The following is a 24,597-nucleotide window of genomic DNA, read 5'->3' on the forward strand; positions in this document are numbered from 1 at the left end:
CGGCACTTTTAATCTCTGCAAGCCACCTGTTACAACTACACCAAAAGTTAGTGTTCAACCCTCTGTTCCAGCTCCAGCCCCAACTCCAGTGGTAAAAGGGGTAACAGTAACCACCACTGTCATTAAAGATTCCTATAATTTTAATGCTATTGGTAACAATGGTAGTACTTTTAACGTTACTTACTAAGTATTAGTTATTAAGTATTAAATATTAATAGAGCGGCTATATCAGTCGCTCTATTTTAAATAGAGGGTGATTATGAATGGTATATTTAGAGAAGAAGCATTAGAGTATAAAAAAAGTCGATGGACAGGTAAAGCTCTAATTATCTCAAAAATCCCATTGTTATTTTATATTGTAATATCAGTTTTTTTTATTTCTATAGCATTATTTATGTTTTTGTTCCTAGATATTACTAGGAAAGAAACGGTTATTGGTGAGGTAATATCAAAGAAACAACCTGTAAATATATCCGTAACGCAACAAAGTATTGTTATTAAAAAATTTGTTAATGTCGGTGATTATGTAAAAAAAGGACAAAAAATATATCAACTAGATATTAGCAAGGTAACAAAAAATGGGAATCTAGGTGTTAACACAGTTAACTCCATTAATTATCAAGTGGAAAAAATTGATGATATAATTAAAAAGACAATAGATAGCAAAGAAATGACAAAAAAGAATATAGAAACACAGATAAATTTATATAAGAAGTCTAATATTCAAAATAAAGACATGGAACTCGCTATTTTAAAAAGTCTCAATGAAGCTAAATTGAGTTTAGATAATTATAGGATTTATTTGAAAAAAGGAATGATTAATAAAGAACAATTAACAAATCAAAGTAACATATTTTATCAGCAGCAAGTGGCTTATCAGGGTATAAGAAACCAAATAAATCAAGACTCTTTAATGATATCAAACTTAGAAAATGACTTAAAGATAAAGATGGCTGATTTTGATACTCAAATATATAAGTATGAATCTCAAAAAATAGATCTTCAAAAGCAGTTATCTGAAGCAAATGCAAATAATACTTTATTTATTCTGTCACCAATTGATGGTTTTATTGATACTTTAAATGTTAATGAGGGGCAGCTTATTGACCCTGGAGAAAATATCATAAAAATAATTAGAAGCGATGAATCAGGGTATCAATTGATTTTATGGGTTCCAAGTAGTAGCGTCCCCTATTTAAATGTAAAGGACAAAATAAAAATACGCTATGACTCTTTTCCTTACCAAAAATTTGGACAGTTTTCAGGAAGTATATCTATGATATCAAAATTACCCATTTCAAAAAATGAAATGTTATTATATTCCAGCTCACCAGTAAATTTACAAAGCTCTTTTAATACATCTTTTTACAAAGTAATAGTTGAATTAGATAATCAAAGCATAAAATATAAAAATAAAAAATTGTATTTATCCAACGGTTTAAAGGCTGAAGCTATATTATTTTTAGAAAAACGGCCTCTTTATCAATGGGTGACATCATCGTATTATGACTCTAGCGTTTCTGAAGGTAAATAGCATGGTAGATATTAATTTTGTTTTAGATAGATTAGATCTTAAATTCAAACGGAGAATACCTAATATTATTCAATCTGAATCATCAGAGTGTGGCTTGGCCTGTATAGCCATGATCTGCAGATACTATGGAATGGAAATAGATTTGGTTAATCTAAGAAGAGAATTTGGGATTTCATCTCAAGGAGCAACACTTCAAAGCTTAATTGAAGCTTTGATAAATTTAAATTTAAAAACAAGAGCATTATCAATTGATATTGATGAATTAAACTTAATGAAGAAACCCTGTATACTGCATTGGAATATGAATCATTTTGTTGTATTAATCGCAATTAGGAATAACAAATTCATTATTCAAGATCCAGCGATAGGTAAAAGAACAATCAATATTAATGAGTTTTCAAATAGTTTTTCCGGTGTAGCCATGGAAGTGTGGCCTGACAGTAACTTTAAGAAAGTAAAAAAGATTTCCAGGTTAAATATAAGGACATTGTTAAACAACATAACGAACTTTCCTTCATCACTATTAAAAGTATTGTGCTTATCATTTTTAATTGAGGGACTAAATATTGCATTTCCTATAGGAACCCAGTTAATCATGGACCATGTTGTAATATCTAGTGACTATAGCCTACTGACACTAGTGATACTTGGTTTGTTTATTTTCACATTGCTCAATACTGCGTTGAGATTTGTTCGGGCATGGGTTTCTTTATTTATAGATACATTGGTCAATGTTCAATGGAAAATAAGCTTTTTTGATTACTTAATGAAATTGCCCCTTGACTTTTTCGAAAAAAGAAAAGTTGGGGATATCCAGTCACGATTAGAATCATTAGATTCATTACGTAATACTCTAATAAACAATATTATTAATGGAATAGTTGATGGAGTAATGGTCATAGGGCTTTTTATAATGATGACCTTGTATGGCTCAAAGCTAGTCTTAATTGTTATGGGATTTACCCTATTATACATTGCACTAAGAGTTTTAATGTATAATAAATATATTAGATACGCTGAAGAATATATTGTTAAGAGTGCAGAAGCGAATTCCCATTTTACAGAGACAATTTATGGTATTGCCTCTATAAAATCATTAGGTCTAAGTCTATCCAGATCAAAGAATTGGTTAAACTTAAATATTGAAGCCATTAATTCGAATATTAAAAATACAAAACTAAGCATGTTTTTTTATGGGGCGAACTCACTAATATCATCTATAGATCATATCATTATCTTATGGATTGGTTCACTAATGGTAATGGATAACTTAATATCATTAGGGATGTTTGTTGCTTTTAATATTTATCGAAGTCAGTTTTCAGAGAGAGCTGCGAACTTAATAAATATGCTATTGGAAATAAAGATGCTAACTCTTCACTGTGATAGAGTATCAGATGTAATTTTTACAGATACTGAAAATTACCAGCCCAAAAACGCGTTGATTTTACCCAATAAAAGCATGGATATCCGCATTGATAAGATATCATTTAAGTATGATGTTCACTCAATGGAAATTTTCTCTAATTTAAGTTTTTCAGTAAAGGCTGGTGAGAGTGTGGCCATTGTAGGCCCTTCCGGTATGGGGAAAACAACTTTAATGAAGGTTATGTCTGGATTGCTAAGCCCTACAAGTGGAAATATTTATATAAACGATATAAATGTAGATACGATAGGATTAAATAATTATAGAGACAGAATAGCATGTGTTTTGCAAGATGATAAGCTATTTTCTGGCACTATAGCAGAAAACATATCCAGTTTTGAGAGTGTTAAAGATGATAAAAGAATAGTTGAATGCGCTATTTTATCTAATATACATGAAGAAATCATGAAAATGCCGATGGGATATGAAACGATGTTAAGCGAATTAGGTGGTAGTTTATCTGGAGGACAAAAGCAAAGACTAATGATAGCTAGAGCATTATATAAACAACCGAGCATATTATTTTTAGATGAGGCGACAAGTCATTTAGATTTAAAAAATGAAGCTTATATCAATCAATCTATCTCATCATTAAAAATAACTAGAATCATAATTGCTCATCGGGAATCAACAATAGCTAGTGTAGATCGGGTACTTAACCCCTGGGAGGCTATAGCAAAGTTAGAAAGAAGGAGTCAAAGAGACGTTTCGAAAATTAATGATTGATTTTATCCGTTGAACGGGAGAGATAACGTCTCAAAAAATCTCATAACTGCGTTATTAGTTATGATGATTAATTAATCGAATATAATCTTCATTGGGTTGAAAAATGAGCTCTAGCTATGATTTTCTAAAATATTATTGATATGAATTGTTATCTACATGATTGATAAACATGGCAATTTATCACCAATAATAGGCTTAATGACTGACTTTTATTTTCAGCTCATCCAGTGGCAATTTTTTATCAAAAAACTGAATATTTAAAAAATGAAAATTTGTATTATTGGCCCTTCAGGGGCAGGAAAAACAACGGTAGCAACTCAATTAGCAAAAGAACTTTCTTTGCCAGTGTATGAATTTGATGCTATTTATTGGGATATGACAGGAAATGAATACCGTAAAAACTCAGAAGAATTCATTAAATCTCAGATTGAAATGATTTTAAGTACTGATAGATGGATTATTGAGGGAGCGTATGATAAGCGTCTTTACCCTTTTCTTCTCGAATGTTCCATTATTTTTAGGATGAATGTGCCTTATTACTTACGTGCTATTCGTTTAGCCAACCGATTTTTAATCAGTACAATTATGCGAAAAAAGCCTAAAGAAACACTCTTAAATACAGTTGAGTTATTGCGTTTTTCGAAAAAATATGATCAACGTTTAAATGAGTTTTTAGCTTTACACAATGCGTTATCTTCTAAGGTCATCCCTATCAAGAATATTTCTTTATGTAGGAAAATTTTAAAAAGTGAGCTATAAAATTCATTATATTATAAATTATGTAGTATGGTTTGGTTGATTAACTGAGTTTAGCTTAAATTAAAAGCCAAACCTGCCAATTTTTTATCGAAATTGTTGGTTTCAATATATTGTTATGTAATACCATCGTATCAGTTAAAAATGTTCTCTTTTTTAAAGAAGCATATGAAATCTACTTTATCTGGAAGCTCTGTAGCGCCTATCCTTGTTTGTTGTTACGAGTTGTGTTTATGGTTAATTGGCTGACTTAAGGTAACTTGATTTATATTACTGTGCGTTTATTTGTTTAAGTTTAGCTTCAACAAATTGCCGTAAGCGACTATTTCCCTGATTTTTAATCGCAAAATAGGGGTTTTTCAAGTGTTGACGTTGCTCTTGAACTGGGATCCCTCTTATATAAACCATCCATGTTGACGTCTCACTATTTCTAAGGATAAGGCCTTTTTCTTTTAATCCGTGAATTTTAATAGAGAGCAATACAGCCCAAATTAACCCTAAGAATATTAGGTATAAAATAAAGCCAGTCACGTTATAAAAAGAAATGACTAACGCAATAATAATCAACAAAGTTAATTTACTTGAGTACAGCCAAAATGGTGCAACTTGATAGTTCATTTGATGTCATCCTAATGTTGAATTACTTTCTTGGCCTGATTTTTTATTCATCACTAGTTATAACTGAGAATATTCATTAATGCATCACTTTATGAATATTTTTATGTTGTTAGCACAAGCATTGTGCGGATGCGCTCTATTTTCTCTATCATGACAAGAAGATTTTTGTAGGTTAGAGTTACAAGCGCTAGAATAGCCACATAATATGAAGCAATAATAAAATGACAGGGGAAAATATGATCATATTAGTCACAGGAGCAACTTCAGGTTTTGGCGAAGCAATTACGCGTCGCTTTATTCAGCAAGGAGCAACCGTTATTGGAACGGGTCGTCGTACAGAGCGACTAACAGCACTACAAAAAGAATTAGGCTCGCACTTTCACCCTATTACTCTTGATGTAAGAGACCGGAAAGCAATTCAAAATGCCATTGCAGGATTACCAACAGCACTAAAAAATATTGATGTTTTAGTGAATAATGCGGGCTTAGCGCTAGGTATAGAACCCGCATTCGAGGCTAACCCTGACGATTGGGCAACAATGATTGATACGAATACGAAAGGTTTAGTCAATATGACCTACGAAGTATTGCAAACTATGGTTGCCAATAATCATGGTCATATTATTAATATCGGCTCAACAGCGGCTAACTGGCCATATAAAGGTGGTAATGTTTATGGCGCCACTAAGGCGTTTGTTAAGCAATTCTCATTAGGACTACGGGCTGATCTCCAAGGCAAAAAAGTCCGAGTAACTGATATCGAACCTGGATTAGTTGGCGGAACAGAATTCTCTAATGTTCGTCTTAAAGGTGATGATGATAAAGCAGCGAATATCTATAAAGGCGCGGATGCACTTACACCTGAAGATATTGCTGAAACGGTTTACTGGGTAGCGACATTGCCTGCTCGTATGAACGTCAATACACTTGAATTGATGCCTGTTTGTCAAACCTTTGCTGGTTTAACTGTTTATAAAGAGGCGTGATTTTTCGTACTTTTCTAAAGGAATTTGCGCTATATTTGTGTTTATATTGTCGAATAGAACTAACTTTGTAAGGAATTATAATGAGCTCATCACTAAAGTTTGTTAAGCAAGGTCTAGCGGCGGTAGTGTTTTGCCTTCCTTTGTTGGGGCTTTCTTCAGCAGCGCATGCAGGGAATGTTAACTGCTCAGCAGGAAGCACTTGTGTTACATCGGGAAATGTTGATAGTGTTTTGACAAAAGAGCAGGCACGCCAAGAAAAGGAACAGTGGGATCAAACACGGAGTTTACGTACAAAAGTAAATTCCCGTACTGAAAAAGAGTTTGATAAGGTTGACGCTGCATTTGATGCAAAAGATGCCTGCGAGAAAAGTCTTAATTTAAATGCTTATTGGGAGCCGAATACACAACGCTGCCTAGATGTAAATACAGGACGCCCATTAGCTCGCCCATAACTCATTAAACCCATTAAGGAGTTATTATGAAGAAAAGACTTATATTTCCAGCTCTATGCTTACTCGTTGCTCCAGTGTTAGCACAAGCATCATGTGAAAGTGTTATTGAAGAAATTAAGCAGAAAATTATTAACAATGGCGTTCCTGCCGATAATTTTAGCTTAGTTGCTGTTCCAAATGATGAGGCTGAACAAGCGCAAGGGCAAGTTGTTGGCCATTGCCAAAATGAAACATATAAGATCATTTATACTCGTCATTAATCAATAAAACTCAGGGCGCTATTATCAGCGCCCTTTTCAATCATCCTCGATAAGCTATGCATATTCGCACATAAATGCTTTGATCTTATCTTGATCTAAATAGTGACATAGCGTTTTTTCTTCCGGTCGTAATAAATACGGAATTTCGCCTAACAACGGTGCCTTTAAGTGTTTTTGTAAGCGATTAATGATCTGGGCATAATGTGCCAACCCTGGATTGATACGGTTTGCTATCCAACCGATAAGCGGCAAACCATCGGCACGTATTGCATCTGCAGTCAGTAATGTATGGTTTACACAGCCATGCTGGATGCCAACGACAAGTATAACGCCGACTTTTTGTCCTTTTAGCCAATCAGTATAAAATGTGTTGTCATCCAATAAATAGCGCCATCCCCCATTACCTTCGATAACAACGGTGTCGCATTGGCTATTTAAGTTTTCTAGTCCTTGTTTAATCTTATTGAAATCAATACAGTTTTCTTGGCTGTAATTATCTTTGATTTTAATTGGATTAACATCATCGTAGGATACAAGTTGTTGTGACGCCCCATGTATTAACAAAGCATCTTTATTCCGCATACCTTCCGGTGTATCAATACACTTATCAGCGATAGGCTTATAGCCTACAGCTTTAATTCCTTGGCCATTAAGAGCCTGCAGTATTGCTAACGTGGAGACTGTCTTCCCGACATCCGTATCTGTCCCGGTAACAAATAGATTCATCATAGTTATTTTCTATCCTGAAGTGACAGACGACTGCATACATGTTGCAGTGAAAAATGATATGGAATCAGTTTATGGGAATGGGTAACTCTTAAGTTTGCGTTAGCTCAATTTTCTGTTTAATAGCAAAAATTTTATTAACTACTGTTAACCTTGCAGTAACTGAAGTAATAAAGAACCATCATATAATGCTTGTTGAATTAATGCAGTTTCACTCTCTTTTTTAGTAACTTCAGATTGTTCAATGCGTAATTCACCACGATATAGAGGAATAGACTGCGAATGGCAATATTGATGTAAAAGTGAATAAAATACAGAGGAAATCCGATTTAGCGGAGAATTGATTAAAATTAATTCGGTGCCGAAGATATTAATGAGTTGACCGAGCTGTTTGGCAAGTATTTGCGCTATATCATTGAGTACATGTAAACAGAGTGGATCTTGGTCTTCCACAGCTAAACAAAAACTATCGATAGTCATGTCATGATTGAAAAATGAGGATGATGGGTATAAATGTTGTAATTCCACGGCATGTTTTAAGATAGCCGGAATAGCGATTGCCCCTTCTAAGCAACCAATACCACCACAATAACAAGTTTCCCCCGTGTTTTGTGTTTGTACATGCCCAAAATGTATCGCTCGTCGCGTATGACTATCTAATGCAATGCCGTTATTGATAATTGCAGCGCTAACAACACAATCAATTTGTAAATAAATGATGTTTTTTGCTGTTCTTTTTTCGTACAAAGAAAAATAATCGGCTAGTGCTAACGCATTAACATAAGGCTGTATATAAGTCGGTAGCCCAGTTTGTTCCGTTAAAAAATGACCAAGTGGTAAATTATCAATGTCGTAATAAGGCAAAGCATAAATTACACCAGAGAAAGGCTCCACCAAACCATCTAAAACAATACTAATGGCCGTAACACGCTCTAAATGGCGTGAATATGTCGCAAAAAAATGGCTAATTAATGATGAGAGCGTATTGGAAAATTGCTCATTACCTTTAACGTCAAATGGATAGTCTTGTTCTACGATAGTTTGTGTATTGATCTCTTTTAATGAAAGGCTAATAGAGTTACATGCAAGGCGGATAGATAAAAACTGCCACCCTTCACTTTCAATGACTAATCCAATCGCGGGCCTACCTCGCAAGCCGAGAACGGGAAACTCAATTTCTTTAACTAAATGGGCATCAATGAGCTCGCGCGTAATTTTTGTGATACTTGCGGGTGCCAATTGTGATTGTTTAGATAATGCAATCCGAGAAATTGGCCCATATTGATCAATCACACGGTAGACAATACCTGTGTTTAGTTGTTTGATTTGATCAATATGACCCGTTTGGTTTTCCATAATTCAGTGTTAAATCCCGTTATAAAGCAGTCAGTTATTATGCGTAATATAGAATGCAATTACTCCGACATACATGTTATTTGTGATTTGAATCACGTTATTTAGCCAACAATATTTTCAATCAGTAATTCCGTTAATTTTTTTGCAGCGGCAGGCAATGCTCTACGCGTATTGTAGACTAACCAGACTTCCGATGCGGCTTCAATATTTGAAAATCTGATGTATTTTACACCGTCAATTTTCATACGGGTAAAAGATTCTGTGATAATCGAAATTCCCATACCTGCAGAGACTAAACCTAATATTGTCATTGCTTCCCCTGCCTCTTGAGATATTTTGGGTGTCACGCCAGCGGAAGTAAGCAGATTATGGATCTCATCATAGAGAGCTGTACCTACCTCTCGTTCGAAAAATACTAATGGATACTCCGCCAATAGATGAATGTCGACACCTGTTTTTTCATATTTTAATAAGGGATGACCTTCATACACCGCAACCATAAACGGCTCTTTAAATAGAAGTTGGTAGTTTAGCTGCTCAGGGAGTTCGGTATTACGCATGATCCCAATATCAATACGCCCTGTAAGTAAGGGGGCAAGTTGCTGTTTTGTATTCATCTGATGCATATGGATAGCCACTTCGGGATATGATTCACGATACTGGCGTAAGCTCATGGTCACTTTATTCATAAACGGCGTCGTTGATGTAAAACCAATAGAAAGTTCCCCTAATTCCCCTTTTTCCATCCGTGCTGCTTTTGTAGCCGCTGCATCGACCTGGGCTAAAATTTGATAAGCCTCTTTGAGAAACATATTACCAGCAGGGGTTAATGAAACATTTCTATTGTTTCGTTCAAGTAATTTTGCGTTTATCTGTTCTTCAAGTGATTGAATTTGCTGACTCAATGGTGGCTGAGAAATGTGCAATCGATCCGCAGCTCGCCCAAAATGTAACTCTTCTGCAACAGCAATAAAATACCGTAAGTGTCTTAATTCAATAGCCATTTTTTCTTTGATATGTTTAAAGTATTATTGGTAATAATTAATATATTAGACAAAATAGTCTGAGATTTCTATTCTTTGATCGAAATCAATTGGGTTGTTATGGCAAGGAATTCTTTATGGAAAATTCATCAAATAGTCTTACGACTGAAAATACGGCTAACGGAACGCTAGATAACTCAAGCCCCCATAACTTACCGAAGAAACATTATATTCAACGTGATGATGCGTTGTATTTACGCGTCACTCTTTCTTTTTTCACTGTCGGTTTAGCAACGTTTGCGTTGCTCTATTTTGTACAGCCTATTTTGCCAATGTTGTCAGAGGATTTTAATGTTTCTCCCGCAACGGCTAGTCTTTCCTTATCATTAAGTACCGGCTTGATGGCGCTAGGGCTGCTTATTACGGGGCCAATATCAGATGCAATTGGGCGAAAAAATGTGATGGTAGTAGCGTTAACAAGCGCCGCACTATTTACTTTGTTGAGTGCTTTTATGCAAAGTTGGCAAGGTATTTTAATTGCAAGAGCACTTGTGGGTTTATCTCTAAGTGGCGTCGCAGCGGTTGCCATGACCTATCTCAGTGAAGAAATTCACCCGAGTTATGTCGCATTATCAATGGGCCTCTATATTAGTGGTAACTCTATCGGTGGAATGAGTGGTCGTCTTGTTACAGGGGTGATTGCTGATTTCTATTCATGGCGCGTTGCTGTAATACTATTAGGGGCACTCGCTTTAATTGCCGCGATCAGCTTTTGGCGCCTATTACCACCATCGCAACATTTTCGAGCAAGCTCTTTAAAACCAAAAAGTTTATGGGTCAATCTGCGTCTTCATTTTCGAGACAAAGGTCTACCATGGCTGTTTATTGAAGGCTTTGTTTTGATGGGCGGGTTTGTCACTATGTATAACTATATTGGTTATCGTTTACTGGAAGCCCCCTATCATTTCAGTCAGGCAACAGTAGGTATGCTATCAATAATTTATTTAACAGGAACTTATAGCGCATCTAAATCGGGAAGCTTAACTAACAAGTTTGGATTAGGTAAAGTTTTAATCGCTGCTTTAGTTTTAATGTTAGCGGGTATATTGTTAACACTCTTTTCTAGTTTTTGGATCATTCTGTTTGGCATGACGGTGCTAACAACGGGCTTCTTTGCTGCCCACTCGGTCGCGAGTAGTTGGGTTGGTCATCGTGCTAAACGAGCAAGAGGTCAAGCATCTTCACTTTACCTATTCAGTTATTATGCAGGCTCAAGTATAGCAGGGACTGTAGGCGGGATCTTTTGGTTTCAGTTTGGTTGGTCTGGTGTAGCTTGGTTTATTGCAGGATTACTCATTATTGGTATGTTAATCGCTTACAAGTTGAAAGTTAGCTGTTAGGGTTTGGTAATACTTACCAAATGATGGAATTTATTTTGCACTTTTGTTTAAGTGAAAATGTTGTCCTCAACAATTATGAGGACAACAAATGAAAAAACGACTTTTATTACTTCCCTTCTTATTCTGCTTTTCTGCTATCGTATTGGGACATGGTTATGTAGAAGAGCCTAAAAGCCGAGCCTTTTTGTGTAAAAAAAATCTAAATAGCAATTGTGGTGCAATACAATACGAGCCGCAATCGCTAGAAGGTCCTAAAGGTTTTCCCCTTTCAGGGCCACAAGATGGACAGATTGCAAGTGCAGGTATTCCCCGTTTTGCTGCTTTGGATGAACAAACGTCAGCTCGATGGGTAAAAAATATTATCACAGAGCCTCAGCAAACCTTTAAATGGTATTTAACAGCAAGGCATGCGACAGCTAATTGGCAATACTTTATTACTAAGCCTGACTGGAACCCCAACTTACCAATAACGCGTGAACAATTAATCTTAATACCCTTTTGTCAATATGCTACCCCTTCACGACCAGAAACCATTGTTGAGCACCAATGTGTATTGCCAAAAGAAAATCGTGGATACCAAATAGTACTTGCTGTATGGAGTATCGCTGACACTGAGAATGCTTTTTATCAGGTGATTGATCTCGATATCAAATAAAACATATGCAATAAAGGGGGATGTCGCCTCTCCCTTTTCTTCCTAGTTAACTTATTTATTTGCACAATGCTTGATGTTTGTTATGATTAATTCAGATACAGTATGTTGTAACTAATTAGGGATATTGCATCATGAATAATGCCAAATATGACCTTATTGAAGGCTTTAACCGGTTAGAAAGTAAAATAACGGAACTTAGCCAATTGATTGCTGAGCAACCTTCTATCTCTGCGACCGTTTTTCGTCTTCCGGATGTCATGAAAGGAGAAGAAAATAATGAGATTAAACAAATCGATGTTGAAAAAATAACAGGTAAACTTGCCATCCAACATGCTATCGAACATTATAACCTATTATTTATTCATGATAAATCAGAACTCACCAGTAATAAATCAGCCGTTAGGTTACCTGGCGCGATCTGTATTGATACCCCCTATTCTACTTATCAAACTTTTCGGGTCTTGCTAGATGAGATCAATGAATTAAAAATACAGATAAAACAAATAGTCACTCAAAAATCAGGGGTTGATGAATCGCAACGTTTTGAATTTATTCATGATACACTGCATGGTTTACTGACATTAAATACCTATCGAACTCTAACCTACCTTACTGATATCGATACCATAAGGTTTGGTTGGGCAAATAAAAAAGTCATAAATAAAATGACAAAAGAACAGGTGTTGAGCAAGCTGCAAGGCTCATTGGAAAGTGGGCGCCAACCATTGGGAGTTGCAAAGGAAGAGTGGTTGAAACAATTAGAGCAAGAAATTCTATTGATCAGCCAATTAAATAATGACGTAGTACTTAAAACACAACGCCCCGTTAAAGTGCAACCTATTGCTCGTGTTTGGGATAGCGCCCAACAAAAACAAACTCAGTTCGCTTGTGCCAACCCTTTGCTCATTTTTGCGGTTGAAAAATCACTGACTGATATTGTGATAGGTAACCTACCCGATTACCATGTTGATAACATTGCGATCCGTAATCGACCAAGGTCTAAGCCTGTTGAGCTACTGATACCCCGCTTAAATTTATATATGGAAATATAAAAAAACACCTGCCATTGATGAGCAGGTGTTTAAATATTCAGTTAATAAATTAACTGATTAGCTTTTCATGCTGCCAACCATATCTTCTGGGCGAACCCACTCATCGAACTGCTCAGCAGTCAGATAATTTAGTTTTAATGCTGACTCTTTCAACGTTAAGCCTTCTTTATGTGCTTTCTTAGCAATTTCAGCGGCTTTATCGTAACCAATATGTGTATTAAGAGCAGTAACCAGCATCAATGACTCATGAAGTAGCTTCTCAATTCTTTCACGGTTTGGTTCAATACCAATCGCACAGTGTTCGTTGAAACTACGCATACCGTCAGCCAGTAGGCGGATAGATTGCAGGAAGTTATCAATCACCATTGGGCGGAACACGTTCAGTTCAAAGTTACCTGAAGCACCACCGATATTGATAGCAACGTCATTACCCATCACTTGTGCACATAGCATCGTTAAAGCTTCACACTGTGTAGGGTTAACTTTACCTGGCATGATTGAGCTACCTGGCTCGTTTTCAGGGATTGCGATTTCGCCAATACCACAACGAGGACCTGACGCCAACCAACGAACGTCGTTAGCAATTTTCATCAGGGACGCAGCTAAGCCTTTTAGTGCACCATGAGCGTGAACTAAAGCATCACATGTTGCGAGTGCTTCAAATTTGTTAGGTGCAGTAACAAATGGTTGGCCAGTCAGTTCCGCAATTTTTTTAGCAACACGAACCGCATACTCAGGGTGAGTATTTAGACCGGTACCGACAGCCGTACCTCCCAGCGCTAACTCACATACGTGTGGTACAGAGTTTTCAATGTGTTTTTCGCTATGCGCTAACATCGCTACCCAGCCAGAAATTTCTTGGCCTAAAGTCAATGGCGTTGCATCTTGTAGGTGGGTACGACCAATTTTTACGATGTCTTTAAATTCTTTTGCTTTAGCATCTAATACTTTGTGTAACGCTTTTAATTCAGGTAGCAAGTGCTCGCGAATAGCAACAACGGCCGCAACATGCATTGCAGTTGGGAATACGTCGTTTGAACTTTGGCTCTTGTTAACATCATCGTTAGGGTGAATAAGACGCTCATTACCTCTTTGTCCACCTAAGATCTCGCTACCACGGTTCGCCAGTACTTCGTTCATGTTCATATTACTTTGAGTACCAGACCCCGTTTGCCAGATAGCAAGAGGGAATTCAGTAGGATGCTTGCCAGCTAATACTTCGTCAGCCGCAGCGATAATCGCATCACCGCGATCTTTAGGCAGTAAGCCTAAATCCATATTCACGCTTGCAGCAGCTTTTTTAGTCACTGCTAATGCATGGATCAACGCAACAGGCATTTTTTCTACAGATATACGGAAATGTTCTAAAGAACGCTGAGTTTGCGCGCCCCACAACTGGTCAGCAGGTACTTCAATTGGTCCCATTGAGTCTTTTTCAATGCGAGTGGCTGCCATTACTATCTCCTTAAGTACATACACAGAATAATCGGTTTTGGAATCATCAGCTTGCAGGTAAGCCGATAACACCCCCCTATAATGCCACATATTTAATTTCAATAATGCGACTTAACCGTGTTTATTGTATTGTAGTAAAAAGGAAATAAGTTGATTTTTAGAAAAAGAGAGTTTTGGCTATGCTAAAAATGATTAATAAGATTCAAAATTACGACTGGGGGAGTACCACTGCACTCACACAGTTGTACGCTATCCCTAACCCAGAACATCTACCCATGGCTGAGTTATGGATGGGAGCACACCCAAAAGCGAGCTCTTGTGTCGTGAATACCAAAACAGGCCAAACGCTCCCACTGATTGATTATATTGCGAGTAACCCAGAAGAAATTCTAGGTAAAAAAGTAGCAGACACTTTTTCCTCCCGCTTACCTTTTTTATTTAAAGTGTTATGTGCCGCAACTCCTCTTTCGGTACAAGTCCATCCTAATAAGGTTTATGCTGAAGTTGGTTTTGCAAAAGAGAATGCTGCGGGGATCCCCTTAGATTCGCCAATCCGCAACTATAAAGATGATAATCATAAACCTGAGCTAATTTATGCTTTAACACCTTTTAAAGCAATGAACGCATTTCGCCCACTCAATGAAATTGCTGAACTGCTTGATTTTGTCTCTGCGGCTCACCCTGAAATTCAATTCTTTGTTCAATCACCAACTGAAGAAAAATTAGCGAAATTATTTGCACAAATTCTGAGTCTCACAGGTGAACAAAAAGAGTTAGCACTAGGTGTATTGAAAGCCGCATTAAACAGTCGCCAAGGCGAACCATGGAACACCATAAAACAAATGGTTAGCCTCTATCCTGAAGATACAGGTTTATTTGTCCCACTGTTGCTTAATGTTGTTGAGTTGCAGCCTGGCGAGGCAATGTTCTTATATGCAAGGACGCCACATGCTTATATTGAAGGCGTTGGGCTAGAAATCATGGCTAATTCCGATAATGTCCTACGAGCTGGACTGACCAATAAGCATATTGATGTTCCAGAATTGATAGCAAATGTAGATTTTATCCCCAAAACAAGCCAAAGTTTACTTAGTGAACCAGAAAAAACAGGAAATATCTGTAAATATCATATACCAGTAGAAGATTTTGCATTTAATATATATTCTATTGATGACACAGAGATAAACATAACTAATGAAACGGCTTCTATCTTTTTCTGCATAGATGGCGAGTTAGTTTTGAAGTCAGGCGATGATGAATTAAAAATCTGTTCAGGAGAATCTGTTTTTCTGGCGGCCTTTGAAAAAGAAGTTTACGCCACAGGCGTGGGTAAGCTCGCTCGTGTCTATAACCTTTAATGTATTTTTGTGTTTTGTTCGTCTTGATTGCACGCAAAAGACGGTTAGATAAAACTTGTACAATTTTTATAGCGCGTTAAGACAACGCGCTGAAAGGATGGATGTTCATAATGAAAAAGTCATTAGTTGCAGTTGGTGTAATAGTTGCTATTGGTGCTGTATGGTGTGGTGCATCATGGTACACAGGCTCTAAAGTTGAGTCTGAATTAAATTATATGATTGAGGATACCAACTCATTTATTAAGGTAAATGCTCCAAGTTCAGGTTTACAGTTCAAAGTGGAAAACTTTAAACGTGGTCTATTCTCCTCGCAAGCTAATATCGTTATCTCATCCGTATATTCTACTGGCCCAGAGGAAAGTCTTGTATTTAATACTGATATTGAGCACGGTCCTTTCCCTCTATCACAACTCTCTAAATTCAATTTAATGCCTAAACTGGGCGCGGCACATATTGAATTAGCAAATAATGAATCAACCAAAGAGCTATTCGAAATAACAAAAGGTAAACCATTTATTTCAGGTACTGCTGTTGTTGGTTATGGCCAAAGTGTTGATGCAAATCTAGATTTGTTACCCGTTGAATTTACCAAAGAAAAGTCAAACATTTCCTTTAATGGATTAAAACTATTATTTAATGCCTCTTCTGACTTTAACGAGATTGAAGCCACACTGAATACTGACAACTTATTGATTCAGAATGCAGATAAATCAGAAGAAATGATGTTAAAAGGGTTAAAACTAACTTCTAACCTGACTAAGTCCGAACATGATTTCTATATCGGTAAACAAGATTTTGTTATAGAAAATGCAAATGTTAATATCCCAGAGGTTAAATTTTCTTTCAAAAACTTAGTGATGACTTCAGACTCTGCACTGGAAAAAGAAAATATTAAAGGTAGCTTCACTTACAGCATTGATGATTTAGTCGCATTAGATCAAAACTTAGGCTCCGGTAAGGTAGTTATTTCGATTGATAAGCTAGATGCAAAAGCGTTGGGTGAATTTGTTAAGCAATATAATAGTGCATTAGCAGAAGGAATTGCGTCAGGCAATCCAACAGCAGCAGGTGAAAAAATCGCAATGAAGATGATGAAGGAAACATTGCCTGAAATGCTGAAAAACCAACCGACCTTCTCTATCAGCCCTCTTTACTGGAAAAACTCTGCAGGTCAAACAACGACAGACTTAAGTATGACCTTTAATAAGTGGGACCAAAAAGAGCTTACTGAATTAGCAATGACAAACAAAGTTGATGAAGCAGTTAAGAGCTTATTTAAGTCATTTGACTTTAACCTCACGCTGAACAAACCAATGGCTATTGAGTTAATGTCTCAAATCGCTATTTTAGACCAAGGTCAAGTTGTTGATGCAGAAACTAAGAAAATGTATGTTGAGCAAGCAACAAATGAGTTTGATCAAGCACAAATGCTCCTAACTTCAGATATGTTCAGCTCACCGTTTGAAGAAATGTTCATGACTGACGAAGAGCGTGCAGAAAAAGCGAAACAGAAAAAATCACCATGGATGATAGAGAAAGGTAACGATCTGACCATGACTATCAAATATGCAGGTAATGATATTACGTTTAACGCGGATAGCTATACCCTTGCAGACTTCTTAACTAAGATGAAGTTGATGGCTGGCCCAGAAAGCTCTATGGAATATGAAGAAGAAGAGTTAGTTGTACCACAAACCGAAGATGCGCCGGCTGACGGTGCTGAAGTAGCACAACCAGCTAACTAATCTGCATTAATATTAATCTTAAACGCCAGTCAATATTTTTTGACTGGCGTTTTCACATCTATACTAGGATATATTGGCTAATCCATACACATAAAGGGACTCAATTCAGTGATAAACAGACAACTGCCACTTACAGACATACATCGCCATCTAGATGGTAATATCCGCCCCGAAACAATCCTTTCCCTTGCCCAACAACACGGTATTACGCTACCTGCTAATGAGATTGAAGCTTTACGTCCTCATGTGCAAGTAATGACACAAGAGGCTGACTTAGTCGGTTTCCTGCAAAAACTAGATTGGGGAGTTGCTGTATTAGCCGACCTCGATGCCTGTAAACGTGTTGCTCAAGAAAACGTCGAAGATGCTTATAAGGCGGGTATTGACTATGCAGAATTGCGTTTTTCTCCTTATTACATGGCAATGAACCATCGCCTCCCTATTGAAGGTGTTGTTGAAGCTGTCATTGATGGTATTACGGCTGGTTGCAAACAGTATGATATTAAAATTAATTTAATAGGGATCCTTAGTCGAACCTTTGGTCAAGACGCTTGTGCAAAAGAGTTAGCAGGCCTACTCGCTCACCGCGACAAACTTTGCGCATTGGATTTGGCTGGAGATGAGCTTGGCTTTCCAGGCTCCCTTTTCCACTCTCACTTTACCCAAGCGCGCGATGCCGGTTTACAAATAACTGTTCATGCAGGGGAAGCCGCGGGTGCAGAAAGTATTTGGCATGCAATTAAAGAATTAGGGGCACAACGAATTGGCCATGGTGTTAAAGCTTGTGAAGACCCTAAGCTGATCGAATACTTAGCAAAACATAAAATTGGTATTGAAAGCTGCTTAACCTCGAATATCCAGACCAGCACTGTACCGTCATTAGCGAAACATCCATTGAAAATGTTTTTAAACCATGGTGTGTTAGCGTCGATTAATACTGATGACCCTGCCGTAGAAGGCATTGAATTAGCTTATGAATATGAAGTTGCCGCCCCTAAAGCTGGGTTGACACCATCTGAAATAGAGCAGGCTCAAATCAATGGGTTAAGTATCGCCTTTCTCAGCGAAAATGAAAAACAGCAACTCAAACAAAAAGCAGCCCTTCGCTAACCTGCTATAAAGCTAAAATCATTCACGTTTTGGGCAGTTAATCCCCTTTTCTGCCCTGTTTAGCTTTTTTCTCTGAAGGTTAAGTTTGCCTATTATTGATAACACCATAGTATGTTGTAACTAAATGGTGATTATGGATTGAGTAAGTCGGGTTATTATCCCCCCGACTTTACTATTAATTATTTAGTTAAACGTTTTGCGTAACGCTGGGCTAAAACCGCGCATACCATTAATTGGATTTGATGAAATATCATTAGTGGCAATAAGATTATCCCTACAACGGAGGCTGGAAATAGCACATTTGCCATAGGAACGCCGTTCGCTAAGCTCTTTTTTGAACCACAGAATACGATTGTGATTTCATCTTCTTTACTGAATTTAAATAAGCGTGCCGCAAGTGTATTTAGGAGCATAACGACAAATAAAATAAGGCAGCTGATCACAGCAATCATAAATAGAGAGTATCCATCAATACGCTGCCAAATTCCTTCAACAACCGCTTCACTGAAAGCGACATATACGACTAATAATATAGAAGAACGGTCAGTGATATTAATTAATTTACGATTACGGTTAATCCAATTCGCTAATAGTGGACGAGACAGGTGCCCTACTACAAATGGCAGCATTAATTGCAATAAAATAGAGCCAATTGCATTCAACGTATCCATTGCTTGGTTGCCATCTTCATCCATTAGTAACCCCACCAATATCGGCGATAAAAAGACGCCGAGAATACTGGATGCTGACGCACTGCAAATCGCTGCGGCCACATTTCCTCCGGCAACAGAGGTAAAGGCAATGGCCGATTGTACCGTTGCTGGCAATGCACAAAGATAAAGAAACCCCATGTATACCGTCGGTGACATCCATGACGGCACCATAAAATGCAAAGCTAATCCAATAATAGGAAACAGAATAAATGTGCTTGAAAATACTAATAAGTGTAGTCGCCAGTGCCCAATCCCTGCCATGATTGATTCACGAGAAAGCTTTGCACCATGCATAAAGAACAAAAGCGCAATAGCTGCCGTTGTTAGATACTGAAAGCCAACTTTGACTTCCCCTTCACAAGGAAATAGGCTTGCAATCACAACAACGCCAATCATAATCAGTAAAAAAGGGTCAATTTTTAATTTTGCTAACAAATTCATGTTATTACCTAACAAAAAGCCAGCTAAAAATGCTGGCTCATCTATTTAAACATTAACAATCAAGAGTAACGGTGCGTTTTTGTTTATCTGAAAGTATACCAGCCTCAATTAATTTCATAATTTCAATGGCTTCTTGTGGCTGTACTGGATTTGCGGCACCATGACGGATTGCCTCATGAATGGCAAGATAGTAACCACCATAATTTCCTTTTTCATTTTGCCATTCTTGGGAAATAAGCGCATCGCCTTGTGACAGCGTCACAACGCCATTACGTTGATCTATTCCCCAATTTTCATGAGTCGGTAACAGACCATTTTTTAAATTTTCTTCTTGTGAATCAAGACCATATTTGACATAACTTCCCTTCATGCCATGAATAACATAAAGAGGCGATTCAGCGGCAGCTACTGTTGTTGCGTGAAGAACGACTTTTTTATCTGGATAGTGAAGAAGAACATGGAAATAATCAACGGCTTCAGCGCCTGGGCGGATCATCCCTAAATCTGCGGTAATACTTGCTGGTTTTCCGAAAAATTGTAACGCTTGATCTAATAAATGAGGACCAAGATCATACCAAATTCCGCCGCCTGCGACTGCTGCCTCTCGCCATCTTTGTCGTGTGACTGGGCGATAACGGTCAAAATGTGACTCATAATATTTAATGTCGCCTAGGCAACCATCAGCAAACAGTTTCTTCAGTGTTAAATAGCCTGCATCCCAACGGCGATTATGATAAACCGATAAAAGCTTTCCTGCTTGTTGTGCCTGTTGTTGTAGTGATTGAGCCTCTTCTACAGTGACAGTAAAAGGCTTATCGACAACGACATGCTTGCCTGCCGCTAACGCTTGGCTTGCCAGTGGATAATGAGTGTCATTGGGGGTCGGGATAATGACTAATTCAATTTCAGGATTTGCAAACAGTTGCTCAGGTGAAGAGACGACTTCAACATCAGGCCAATCAGCGGTTACCTTATCTGAATTGCTACTGGAGATAGCTGTCAATTCATACCCTGGCAATGTAGCGATAAAAGGGGCATGAAATGTTTTACTTGCATAACCATAACCTACAATACCGACTTTTATTGGTGCGGACATAATGACCTCATTTTATTAATTTTCACTGAATCCATAAAAAGTATCACCATAACGAATTAATTAGCAAATAAAACTATGGTAGGATAGCCTCGAATTGATGCTACTTAAAAAGTCATTCATGATTCAGCAACGTGATAAAAGAGATGCGTTCACTAGCCACGAGTGTAAGCAAAGACAGTTCTTGATACTGCTGCTTAGTGTATGATTTAGCTTATAATATGGATTAAATTGATATGACGCCTGTTTATGACCCCCATCGTATTACTGGTTGGCTCCTTGCCCCCGCAGCTTTCATCTTATTAACGTGTTTTGCTGTATGCTCTATGGTGGTCATGTATTTTATTACGTTATATCGAATTATCACTACAATTGATGATTGGACTCACTATATCCCATTCGACTGGTATTTATCTTTTCTGATCACTATCGTTATGATGGTATTCACTATTCATATCTTAAAACTTATGTTTATGCGTTCTCGGCATTTTCCTCGCCGTTTTATTATTTGGATGTTAGTCCTGTTATTGCTTGGACTAAAAACCTTTTATTTTGCAAATATTGATTCCCTAACGGCGCTAAAAACACTCGCCTGGCCACTTATCGGTGCTGCTATTTTTGTTCCTTACATCAAAAATTCTGCTCGTGTGAAGATGACTTTCACACAAGATCGATAAGCATCACAAAAATAGCTTGTTATCATACAGCCTGTTTAACTGACGCTCGTCAGTTTTTGTTCTTTTAATTTTGTTTTCAGGCAATAAAATGACTGATTATCTTTTGCTATTCATTGGAACCGTACTGGTTAATAACTTTGTACTGGTAAAATTCCTTGGTCTGTGCCCTTTTATGGGTGTATCAAAAAAACTCGAAACAGCCATCGGAATGGGCTTTGCTACCACTTTTGTTATGACACTCGCCGCAATCAGCTCTTGGTTGATGGATACGTTAATTTTAGTGCCCCTCGACCTGCTCTATCTGCGCACCCTAAGTTTTATCTTAGTGATTGCCGTGGTTGTGCAATTCACTGAAATGGTTGTTAGAAAAACCAGTCCAACGCTCTATCGCCTGTTAGGGATCTTTCTCCCACTTATTACGACTAACTGTGCAGTTTTAGGCGTTGCTTTATTAAATATCAATCAATCGCATGGTTTCTTACAGTCTGCTGTTTATGGTTTTGCAGCCGCCGTTGGTTTCTCATTGGTAATGGTGCTGTTTGCCGCTATTCGCGAACGGTTGGCGGTCGCTGATGTTCCTGCACCTTTTCGTGGCTCATCTATCGGCCTTATCACTGCTGGACTAATGTCTTTAGCATTTATGGGTTTTAGTGGTTTGGTGAAGTTCTAATGATATCGTTATGGATTGCTATTGGCATTTTAGCCGTTTTTGGGCTGATCTTTGGTTTGATCCTTGGCTATGCCTCATTACGCTTTAAAGTTGAAGAAGACCCCATTGTTGAAAAAATTGATGCTATTTTGCCCCAAAGTCAATGTGGTCAATGCAGCTATCCGGGGTGTCGCCCCTACGCAGAAGCTGTAGCCAATAACGGAGAGATGATCAACAAGTGCGCGCCGGGTGGCGAGCAAGTCATGTTGAAAATAGCTGAACTTCTTAACGTAGACCCTCAGCCAATTGATGGTGATGAAAGCGCACAGAATCCTGTTCGAAAAGTCGCTATTATTGATGAAGAAAACTGTATCGGCTGCACCAAATGTATTCAAGCATGTCCTGTTGATGCCATTGTTGGCGCAACGCGCGCTATGCATACCGTAATTGAAGATCTCTGCACAGGTTGTGATCTGTGCGTAGCCCCTTGCCCGACTGATTGTATCGAACTTGTTCCTGTGAAAACGACCACTGCAAACTGGAAATGGGATTTAAACAGTATTCCTGTCAAAAATATTCCTGTATCACCTGATGAACAACAACCGAAATCTCCTTTCGCCACGGTAAAAGGAGATGCGCATGTTTAAGTTGTTTAATTGGTCAAAAAAAGACAATATCTGGGATTTCTCTGGTGGGATACACCCGCCAGAAATGAAATTACAGTCAAGCCAAACACCAATGCGTGTGGCATCAATTCCCGATGAACTGATTATCCCGTTACAGCAGCATTTAGGCCCTGAAGGGGAATTGATCGTCAAAGTGGGTGAACATGTGCTCAAGGGGCAACCCTTAACCCGTGGTGTCGGTCGTACAGTGCCTGTTCATGCCTCAACTTCAGGCACTATCACCGCAATAAAACCGATGGTCACGGCACACCCTTCTGGCTTAAAAGAGCTATCAGTTTGCCTCAAAGCCGATGGGTTAGATACTTGGTGTGAGTTATTCCCTGAGCCTGACTATTTACAGCTCACTCCTCAACAATTATTACAAAAAATTGAGCAAGCAGGCATCGCTGGGCTTGGTGGTGCAGGTTTCCCTACCGCGTCTAAATTAGCGGGAGGGAAAGATGCTATCAAGACATTGATCGTTAATGCGGCCGAATGTGAACCTTATATCACAGCAGATGATCGCTTAATGCAAGAGCATGCCGATGAGGTCATCGAGGGTTGTCGTGTCTTGCAACATTTACTCAATCCTGATCAAGTACTTATTGGCATTGAAGATAATAAACCTGAAGCCATTGCTGCACTGAAGAAAGCCATTACTGCCCATGATAAGCAGATTTTTGTGCGGGTGATCCCCACCAAATATCCTTCTGGTGGCGCTAAGCAGCTTACTAAGATCCTGACGGGTAAAGAGGTTCCTTCTGGTGCCCGCTCCTCACAGATTGGCGTATTGATGCAAAACGTCGGTACGGTTGTTGCCATAAAACGTGCCGTCATTGATGGGCAACCTTTGATTGAACGTGTTGTCACCGTTACAGGTGAATCTATTACCTCCCCTGGAAACTTTTGGACTCGCTTAGGTACTCCTGTTCATCATCTATTACAACAAACGGGTTTTACCCCTGCATCTGAGCAAATGGTGATTATGGGGGGGCCACTAATGGGCTTTACTTTGCCAGATCTCAAGGTACCTGTAGTTAAAATATGCAACTGCTTGTTAGTTCCTAGTGTTGAAGAAGTTGGGCAAAAACCGATTGAAGAAGCTTGTATCCGCTGTGGTTTATGCGTTGAAGCATGCCCTGCGGCTCTACTGCCTCAACAATTATATTGGTTCAGTAAAGGCAAAGAGCACGAAAAAGCGCAAAAACATAACCTATTTGATTGTATCGAGTGCGGTGCTTGTGCCTATGTTTGTCCAAGTAATATTCCGTTAGTGCAATATTATCGACAAGAAAAAGCAGAAATTCGCGAAATCAAACAAGAAGAGCGCCGTGCTGCAGAAGCAAAACTACGATTTGAAGCGAAGCAGCAGCGTATGGAACGCGAAAAATTAGCCCGTGAAGAGCGTCATAAAAAAGCCGCTGTACAAGTGGAATCATCAGACAAAGATGCTGTTGCTGCTGCGCTCGCTCGTGTAAAAGCTAAACAAGCAACAGCAACTTCAGATATTCATGTGATAGCGGGTGCGGCGCCGGATAACAGTGCTGTTATTGCCGCAAGAGCCGCACGTAAAGAACAAGCGAGAGCCAAACAAGCAGAAAAACAAGCTGCAGCCTCGGCTGTTGATGAAACTTCTAGTGATCCTCGTAAAGCTGCTGTGGCTGCTGCACTTGCAAGAGCTAAAGCAAGAAAAGCATCTCAAGAAAATAACGGTGACAGCGTCACGCCAACCGAGGCCCCTGCTGTTTCGGCTAATGGAGA

The 24,597-nt window shown here is 38.3% G+C and carries 24 protein-coding genes; 17 read left to right on the forward strand and 7 right to left on the reverse strand.

Annotated features, from left to right (window positions below; genetic code table 11):
- The 4 genes from PSF11_RS20560 to PSF11_RS20575 form a co-directional block, all read left to right on the forward strand.
- On the forward strand, positions 1-187 hold a 187-nt coding region (locus PSF11_RS20560; RefSeq protein WP_272675313.1), incomplete at its 5' end, for a hypothetical protein.
- Between the two features lie 72 nt (positions 188-259).
- A complete protein-coding gene (locus tag PSF11_RS20565; protein ID WP_040133182.1) occupies positions 260-1,534 on the forward strand; it encodes an HlyD family secretion protein in 1,275 nt (424 codons plus the stop codon).
- A 1-nt stretch (position 1,535) separates the two neighbouring features.
- A complete protein-coding gene (locus PSF11_RS20570) occupies positions 1,536-3,686 on the forward strand; it encodes a peptidase domain-containing ABC transporter (protein ID WP_081368624.1) in 2,151 nt (716 codons plus the stop codon).
- A 264-nt stretch (positions 3,687-3,950) separates the two neighbouring features.
- Entirely contained in the window at positions 3,951-4,445 is a 495-nt protein-coding gene (locus PSF11_RS20575; protein ID WP_053110168.1) for an AAA family ATPase, read from the forward strand.
- A 267-nt stretch (positions 4,446-4,712) separates the two neighbouring features.
- Here the strand turns inward: PSF11_RS20575 and PSF11_RS20580 are convergent, their stop codons facing one another.
- Entirely contained in the window at positions 4,713-5,060 is a 348-nt protein-coding gene (locus tag PSF11_RS20580) for a hypothetical protein (protein ID WP_272682881.1), read from the reverse strand.
- A 236-nt stretch (positions 5,061-5,296) separates the two neighbouring features.
- Here PSF11_RS20580 and ydfG point away from each other — a divergent pair, with 236 nt between their 5' ends.
- The 3 genes from ydfG to PSF11_RS20595 all read left to right on the forward strand — a co-directional run bounded on the left by ydfG (position 5,297) and on the right by PSF11_RS20595 (position 6,758).
- Entirely contained in the window at positions 5,297-6,046 is a 750-nt protein-coding gene (gene ydfG, locus PSF11_RS20585; protein WP_014656028.1) for a bifunctional NADP-dependent 3-hydroxy acid dehydrogenase/3-hydroxypropionate dehydrogenase YdfG, read from the forward strand.
- 80 nt (positions 6,047-6,126) lie between these two features.
- A complete protein-coding gene (locus PSF11_RS20590; RefSeq protein WP_004920044.1) occupies positions 6,127-6,498 on the forward strand; it encodes a DUF1283 family protein in 372 nt (123 codons plus the stop codon).
- A 26-nt stretch (positions 6,499-6,524) separates the two neighbouring features.
- On the forward strand, positions 6,525-6,758 hold the full coding sequence (locus PSF11_RS20595; protein ID WP_004920046.1) for a DUF1161 domain-containing protein: 234 nt from the start codon (positions 6,525-6,527) through the stop codon (positions 6,756-6,758).
- A gap of 54 nt (positions 6,759-6,812) precedes the next feature.
- On the opposite strand, the gene bioD is transcribed toward PSF11_RS20595, so the two are convergent.
- The 3 genes from bioD to PSF11_RS20610 form a co-directional block, all read right to left on the reverse strand.
- Positions 6,813-7,487 (reverse strand): dethiobiotin synthase, encoded by a 675-nt coding sequence (gene bioD / locus PSF11_RS20600; protein ID WP_004920048.1) that lies wholly within the window; start codon positions 7,485-7,487, stop codon positions 6,813-6,815.
- Positions 7,488-7,631: 144 nt separating this feature from the next.
- Positions 7,632-8,840: an ROK family protein gene (locus PSF11_RS20605; RefSeq protein ID WP_036940316.1), complete on the reverse strand. Its 1,209-nt coding sequence runs from the start codon at positions 8,838-8,840 to the stop codon at positions 7,632-7,634.
- A 101-nt stretch (positions 8,841-8,941) separates the two neighbouring features.
- Positions 8,942-9,844 carry a LysR family transcriptional regulator gene (locus tag PSF11_RS20610; RefSeq protein ID WP_036940318.1) on the reverse strand — a complete coding sequence of 301 codons (903 nt, stop codon included), beginning with the start codon at positions 9,842-9,844 and terminating at the stop codon, positions 8,942-8,944.
- 116 nt (positions 9,845-9,960) lie between these two features.
- Here PSF11_RS20610 and PSF11_RS20615 point away from each other — a divergent pair, with 116 nt between their 5' ends.
- From PSF11_RS20615 to tus, 3 genes are all read left to right on the forward strand, one after another.
- Positions 9,961-11,223 carry an MFS transporter gene (locus PSF11_RS20615; RefSeq protein WP_004920058.1) on the forward strand — a complete coding sequence of 421 codons (1,263 nt, stop codon included), beginning with the start codon at positions 9,961-9,963 and terminating at the stop codon, positions 11,221-11,223.
- Positions 11,224-11,311: 88 nt separating this feature from the next.
- A complete protein-coding gene (locus PSF11_RS20620; RefSeq protein ID WP_036940323.1) occupies positions 11,312-11,878 on the forward strand; it encodes a lytic polysaccharide monooxygenase in 567 nt (188 codons plus the stop codon).
- Positions 11,879-12,009: 131 nt separating this feature from the next.
- Positions 12,010-12,930 (forward strand): DNA replication terminus site-binding protein, encoded by a 921-nt coding sequence (gene tus, locus PSF11_RS20625; RefSeq protein ID WP_036940325.1) that lies wholly within the window; start codon positions 12,010-12,012, stop codon positions 12,928-12,930.
- Between the two features lie 57 nt (positions 12,931-12,987).
- Here the strand turns inward: tus and fumC are convergent, their stop codons facing one another.
- Entirely contained in the window at positions 12,988-14,385 is a 1,398-nt protein-coding gene (gene fumC / locus PSF11_RS20630; RefSeq protein WP_014656033.1) for a class II fumarate hydratase, read from the reverse strand.
- Positions 14,386-14,564: 179 nt separating this feature from the next.
- Between fumC and manA the strand changes: the two genes are divergently transcribed.
- The 3 genes from manA (at position 14,565) to add (ending at position 18,598) form a co-directional block, all read left to right on the forward strand.
- Positions 14,565-15,743, forward strand: a complete 1,179-nt coding sequence (gene manA / locus PSF11_RS20635; protein WP_014656034.1) for a mannose-6-phosphate isomerase — start codon at positions 14,565-14,567, stop codon at positions 15,741-15,743.
- 110 nt (positions 15,744-15,853) lie between these two features.
- Positions 15,854-17,488: a YdgA family protein gene (locus PSF11_RS20640; RefSeq protein WP_036940328.1), complete on the forward strand. Its 1,635-nt coding sequence runs from the start codon at positions 15,854-15,856 to the stop codon at positions 17,486-17,488.
- Between the two features lie 108 nt (positions 17,489-17,596).
- Positions 17,597-18,598: an adenosine deaminase gene (add, locus tag PSF11_RS20645; RefSeq protein WP_014656036.1), complete on the forward strand. Its 1,002-nt coding sequence runs from the start codon at positions 17,597-17,599 to the stop codon at positions 18,596-18,598.
- Between the two features lie 179 nt (positions 18,599-18,777).
- On the opposite strand, the gene PSF11_RS20650 is transcribed toward add, so the two are convergent.
- Both PSF11_RS20650 and PSF11_RS20655 read right to left on the reverse strand, forming a co-directional pair.
- On the reverse strand, positions 18,778-19,752 hold the full coding sequence (locus PSF11_RS20650) for a bile acid:sodium symporter family protein (RefSeq protein ID WP_036940331.1): 975 nt from the start codon (positions 19,750-19,752) through the stop codon (positions 18,778-18,780).
- Positions 19,753-19,804: 52 nt separating this feature from the next.
- Positions 19,805-20,848, reverse strand: a complete 1,044-nt coding sequence (locus PSF11_RS20655) for an oxidoreductase (RefSeq protein ID WP_004920084.1) — start codon at positions 20,846-20,848, stop codon at positions 19,805-19,807.
- A 233-nt stretch (positions 20,849-21,081) separates the two neighbouring features.
- Here PSF11_RS20655 and PSF11_RS20660 point away from each other — a divergent pair, with 233 nt between their 5' ends.
- From PSF11_RS20660 to rsxC, 4 genes are all read left to right on the forward strand, one after another.
- A complete protein-coding gene (locus PSF11_RS20660; RefSeq protein ID WP_004920085.1) occupies positions 21,082-21,522 on the forward strand; it encodes a DUF2569 domain-containing protein in 441 nt (146 codons plus the stop codon).
- Between the two features lie 88 nt (positions 21,523-21,610).
- Entirely contained in the window at positions 21,611-22,192 is a 582-nt protein-coding gene (rsxA, locus tag PSF11_RS20665; protein WP_004920088.1) for an electron transport complex subunit RsxA, read from the forward strand.
- Entirely contained in the window at positions 22,192-22,818 is a 627-nt protein-coding gene (rsxB, locus tag PSF11_RS20670; protein WP_004920092.1) for an electron transport complex subunit RsxB, read from the forward strand. Before rsxA ends, rsxB begins: the two co-directional genes overlap by 1 nt.
- Positions 22,811-24,597: electron transport complex subunit RsxC (gene rsxC, locus PSF11_RS20675; RefSeq protein ID WP_272682882.1), on the forward strand; the 1,787-nt coding region annotated here is incomplete at its 3' end. The genes rsxB and rsxC, both read left to right, overlap by 8 nt.

The organism is Providencia sp. PROV119 (genome assembly GCF_028482435.1).
Taxonomy (GTDB): Bacteria; Pseudomonadota; Gammaproteobacteria; order Enterobacterales; family Enterobacteriaceae; genus Providencia; species Providencia stuartii.

Coding starts and splice junctions, on each gene's coding strand:
- PSF11_RS20615 (WP_004920058.1), top strand. CDS start 9,961: ATGGAAAATTCATCAAATAGTCTTACGACTGAAAATACGGCTAACGGA.
- PSF11_RS20610 (WP_036940318.1), bottom strand. CDS start 9,844: ATGGCTATTGAATTAAGACACTTACGGTATTTTATTGCTGTTGCAGAA.
- fumC (WP_014656033.1), bottom strand. CDS start 14,385: ATGGCAGCCACTCGCATTGAAAAAGACTCAATGGGACCAATTGAAGTA.
- PSF11_RS20570 (WP_081368624.1), top strand. CDS start 1,536: ATGGTAGATATTAATTTTGTTTTAGATAGATTAGATCTTAAATTCAAA.
- bioD (WP_004920048.1), bottom strand. CDS start 7,487: ATGATGAATCTATTTGTTACCGGGACAGATACGGATGTCGGGAAGACA.
- PSF11_RS20580 (WP_272682881.1), bottom strand. CDS start 5,060: ATGAACTATCAAGTTGCACCATTTTGGCTGTACTCAAGTAAATTAACT.
- PSF11_RS20655 (WP_004920084.1), bottom strand. CDS start 20,848: ATGTCCGCACCAATAAAAGTCGGTATTGTAGGTTATGGTTATGCAAGT.
- PSF11_RS20590 (WP_004920044.1), top strand. CDS start 6,127: ATGAGCTCATCACTAAAGTTTGTTAAGCAAGGTCTAGCGGCGGTAGTG.
- PSF11_RS20565 (WP_040133182.1), top strand. CDS start 260: ATGAATGGTATATTTAGAGAAGAAGCATTAGAGTATAAAAAAAGTCGA.
- rsxB (WP_004920092.1), top strand. CDS start 22,192: ATGATATCGTTATGGATTGCTATTGGCATTTTAGCCGTTTTTGGGCTG.
- PSF11_RS20595 (WP_004920046.1), top strand. CDS start 6,525: ATGAAGAAAAGACTTATATTTCCAGCTCTATGCTTACTCGTTGCTCCA.
- PSF11_RS20620 (WP_036940323.1), top strand. CDS start 11,312: ATGAAAAAACGACTTTTATTACTTCCCTTCTTATTCTGCTTTTCTGCT.
- PSF11_RS20650 (WP_036940331.1), bottom strand. CDS start 19,752: ATGAATTTGTTAGCAAAATTAAAAATTGACCCTTTTTTACTGATTATG.
- PSF11_RS20640 (WP_036940328.1), top strand. CDS start 15,854: ATGAAAAAGTCATTAGTTGCAGTTGGTGTAATAGTTGCTATTGGTGCT.
- rsxA (WP_004920088.1), top strand. CDS start 21,611: ATGACTGATTATCTTTTGCTATTCATTGGAACCGTACTGGTTAATAAC.
- PSF11_RS20605 (WP_036940316.1), bottom strand. CDS start 8,840: ATGGAAAACCAAACGGGTCATATTGATCAAATCAAACAACTAAACACA.
- ydfG (WP_014656028.1), top strand. CDS start 5,297: ATGATCATATTAGTCACAGGAGCAACTTCAGGTTTTGGCGAAGCAATT.
- PSF11_RS20575 (WP_053110168.1), top strand. CDS start 3,951: ATGAAAATTTGTATTATTGGCCCTTCAGGGGCAGGAAAAACAACGGTA.
- tus (WP_036940325.1), top strand. CDS start 12,010: ATGAATAATGCCAAATATGACCTTATTGAAGGCTTTAACCGGTTAGAA.
- PSF11_RS20660 (WP_004920085.1), top strand. CDS start 21,082: ATGACGCCTGTTTATGACCCCCATCGTATTACTGGTTGGCTCCTTGCC.
- manA (WP_014656034.1), top strand. CDS start 14,565: ATGCTAAAAATGATTAATAAGATTCAAAATTACGACTGGGGGAGTACC.